Here is a 3,794-nt window from a genome sequence, read left to right on the forward strand (position 1 = left end):
CTCGTTCCCTGGTCGATCTCAAGCAGATCGTTGGTGAGGTCACTGCCAAGGGCGCGAGTGTGGAGTTTGTCCATGAACGGGCTACCTACGCCGCCGGCGCCCAAGATCCTCGAGCCGATCTGATGCTCTCGCTGCTCGGGGCGTTCGCCGAGTTCGAGCGGGCCATCATTCGTGAACGTCAGGCCGAGGGCATTGCCATCGCTAAGGCGAAGGGCAAGTACAAGGGTCGTAAGCGAGTCCTGACCGCCGAGCAGGTCGACAAAGCCCGGGCCCGCATCGAGGCAGGGGAGGGGCCATCAGTGATCGCCCGCAATCTCGGAGTTGGCCGATCCACGCTCTACCGCGCACTACAGCGCGTTGAAGCGGGCGGGCGTGGACGCACCAGCCACTGGCCCCCGCCCTGAAGATGGTGGGTATCGCTAGCCACAGCAGCTCGACCGCCGAGATTCGGCACTCGGGAGGGACCGCGGTTCTTGCTGACCTTGCGCAGTTTCTCCAGGCACGAGTCAGTGCAGCCGGAAGCCGGACGGGCCACCTATCCGACGCTGTCCCGGTGTGCCGGTGCTGTGGAACTGGTCTTGTGGTCACGCGGAGCAGTGCCAGGGGCAAGGATCGCTAGCAAGACTGCGGCTGCGGCGGTGAGGATTGCCAACGTAAGTGTGGCCTGACTGCTGCCGTTGACAAATGCCTCTTTGGCGTAGTCGACCAATGGTTGCGCCATTGGTCCGGCTTGTGCGGCGATCTCTAGGGCGGCGGCCAGGGAGTCGGAGACCGGACCGCGGGCAGGTTCGGGTAACTGAGGCAGGGCGGGTTGGATGTGGCGGGTGTATCCGGCGGCCAGCACACTGCCGGCCACTGCGATCCCCATCGCAGCGCCGATCTCGCGGGCCGCATCGTTGACTGCGGCGGCGACCCCGTGTTTGCTCTCCGGAGTTTCGGCGATGATCGCGTAGGTCGCTGGGGCTGTGCATAGTCCGAGCCCTGCGCTCATGATCAACAGCGGCCATAGCAGGTCGAGGTAACGTGCGTCGACGGTCATCCGGCTGACCAGCATCAGGCCAACTGCGATGGTCACCAGACCGGCGACGGTCATCACTCGTAGTCCAAATCGCTGTGACAGTCGGGGGGCGATCACAGAGATCACGATCAGGGGGACCGTCATCGGCACCAATCCCAACGCCGAGGCCAGCGGTCCGTATCCCAGGATCAGTTGCAGGTACTGCACCAGGAGTAGGAATACCCCGAAAGTGACCAAGAATTGGATGGCCACCGACAACGAGCCGGCGCTGAAGCCGCGCTTGGCGAACAACCGAACATCCAACAAGGGGGCCGAGGATCGCAGCTCAATCAGGATAAAAAAGGCTGTCGCCAACATGCCGGCCCCGGCGCTGGCGAGAACGATCGGGTCGGCCCAGCCCCGCGCGGGAAACTCGATCGTGGCGAATACGATTCCCGCAACCGCGACTGCAGCTGCCGCCGCGCCCACCCAGTCCACGGGAGGGTGATCATGCTGGCTGGACTCAGCGATCGTGCATGCCAGCGCGGCCAGTAGGGCTCCCGCTGCGGTCAGTCCGACAAATACCGACACCCACGACCAGCGCTCAAGCAGCACCCCGGCGCCGAGGATGCCTAACACTGCTCCGGAGCCGGCGACTCCAGCCCACACACCTACTGCTCGGCCGCGATGAACGGCGGCGAAACCAGCAGTCAGAATCGATAGCGTCGAGGGCATTACCAGTGCAGCGCCCGCCCCGGCAATCGCTCGCGCAGCGATCAACCAGGCCGGGTCAGACAGCAGCAGGGGAAGTGCGGATGCCATGGTGAATATCGCCAGGCCTATTACGAGAACTGCGCGTCTGCCATAGCGGTCACCGATCGCTCCAGCGGGCAGGACCAGGCACGCCAGTACCAGCGTGTAGCCGTCGACGATCCAGGTCAGCTGGGCTTGCGTCGCTCCAGTCTCTACCGCAATCTCCGGTAATGCCGAATACAGCGCGGCCATGGCCGCGACCACCAACGCCACGGCTAGGCACGACACCGTGAGCATCCACCATTCGGCTCGGGTCCACCGGGATGACTCGGTGATGGTCTGTTGGGGTGAGTGCATCGCCGGCCCCTTGCTGTGAGATGATCGGTCTTGGTCTGAGACAAGTAGTATCACAGTATCCGGCTGGCTGGACAGGTTAGCTTGGACGAGAAGTGACCGTCGGCCGAAGGGGAGAGCGTGAACGACTGGAGTGCTGACCGGCCCGCTACGGACGACGATCAGCTCGATCCGCGACTGCTGCGCTCACGAAAACGATTGCTCGACGCTGCCACGCATCTCCTGAGCACTGGTGGTGTAGAGGCGGTTACCGTCGAGGCGGTCACTCGAATGTCAAAGGTTGCGCGGGCCACGCTCTATCGGCATTTCGGCGGGACCGCCCAGTTGCTTGCGGCGACCTTCGAGCGGCTGTTGCCTCGCGTCGAGGTCTCTGCCGACAGTGGGTCGGTACGAGACCAACTCATCGCGCTTCTCACGGCCCAAGCCGACCTGATTGACCAGGCGCCGCTGAACATTACGACTCTGGCTTGGCTGTCAATCGGATCAGTCGGCGGCGATCCTGCCGATTCGGCCGCGATCACCTCACTGCGCAGTCGAGTCATCGAGGAGTACCGGCAGCCCTTTGACCGCATCCTCACACAGCCTGACGTACAGGCACAGCTCGGCAACATCGACACCACCTTCGCGATCGTTCAACTCCTGGGCCCCGTCGTGTTCGCTCGCCTTACTGGGCTCTGCACGGTCGACCACGACGGATGCGTGCAACTTGTTGATGATTTTCTTGCTGCCCGCAAGCAGGGAGACAAACCCATCCCGGCCGAGTTCGGCCACGATCTGAACCGCCCAGGCGCCGTCGGCGGACCTTGCTGAATCAAGGCGGTCCTTGTTGTTCGATAGGTGGGACCGCTCGCCGCCGAGGTCGCCGACTCGGAGGTGGCCTCCCGCGGCGGTGAGTTTGGCCTAAGTCCTCGAGTTTCTCTGTGACTGCAAAAAGTGTTCAACCTCGACCGCGATGAACAGGGCAGTGGCAGTAATAACAGTCCGGCCCTCTGCATCCTCCATCGTGGACCTAAGGTCCAATTTCCGGCCATCGCGAGACCGAACTGCACGCGCAGGATGTACGGGGTGTCGAGTAATGCTGGCGCAAGATAGTCGAGCGCGAGACGGCGCGTCACGGCGAGCTCGCCGACCGAATACAGCAAGAAGCCGAATAGGTCGTCAATCACGGTCGCTACCGCGCCGCCGTGTGCAATGCCGGGTGCCCCAACGTGACGCTGGTCGAACTGGTGGTGTGCGACGACGCCGTCTCCGTCACGCCGTACCGAGAGGAAATGTCCATTCGGGTTCTCTGGTCCAGTCGCGCCCACCACGCCTACTGATCAAGTGCCGGGTTGCGAGGTGTCGAGTTCCCGGCTGTGGCCCGGCCAAGACGCCATGGCGCACGGCTTCCTTTACGCCGACCCTGGGAGTGGGGGCGGGTTTGGGTTCCGGCTGATTTTTATGTGCTTCGCAGAATTTGCGAATGTGTCGCAGGAAATGCGAATCCTGATGAAGGACCGCAGGTCAGAGCAGTAGTTCGCATACTGTCTGCGGCCCGGGTTCGCCATGTCGGACAGACCTCGGATCATCTGCGCGATGCGCACCTGCTCGCAGGTCAGGCGCAGCCCGAGTTCGAACGAGCTGCGAGCCATTCGGGGAGGTGTCGAGTTCGCACAATCGACACCTCGACACCTTTTACTTGTCATAACGT

Annotated in this window: 3 protein-coding genes and 1 pseudogene; 2 read left to right on the forward strand and 2 right to left on the reverse strand. The window is 63.1% G+C overall.

The features are described from left to right. The coding region (locus tag ACWIE7_RS18480) for a recombinase family protein (protein WP_454070229.1) at positions 1-404 on the forward strand (404 nt) is incomplete at its 5' end. Positions 405-535: 131 nt separating this feature from the next. Here the strand turns inward: ACWIE7_RS18480 and ACWIE7_RS18485 are convergent. After that, positions 536-2,107 carry an MFS transporter gene (locus tag ACWIE7_RS18485; protein ID WP_204719063.1) on the reverse strand — a complete coding sequence of 524 codons (1,572 nt, stop codon included), beginning with the start codon at positions 2,105-2,107 and terminating at the stop codon, positions 536-538. A gap of 117 nt (positions 2,108-2,224) precedes the next feature. Between ACWIE7_RS18485 and ACWIE7_RS18490 the strand changes: the two genes are divergently transcribed. Continuing rightward, complete coding sequence (locus ACWIE7_RS18490; RefSeq protein WP_204719062.1) at positions 2,225-2,914, forward strand: TetR/AcrR family transcriptional regulator; 690 nt, start codon at positions 2,225-2,227, stop codon at positions 2,912-2,914. A 90-nt stretch (positions 2,915-3,004) separates the two neighbouring features. Here the strand turns inward: ACWIE7_RS18490 and ACWIE7_RS18495 are convergent. Continuing rightward, positions 3,005-3,399 (reverse strand): annotated as a pseudogene (locus ACWIE7_RS18495) (PaaI family thioesterase); the annotation flags it as partial. Positions 3,400-3,794 lie beyond the last annotated feature (395 nt).

Source organism: Dietzia sp. NPDC055343 (assembly GCF_053645265.1).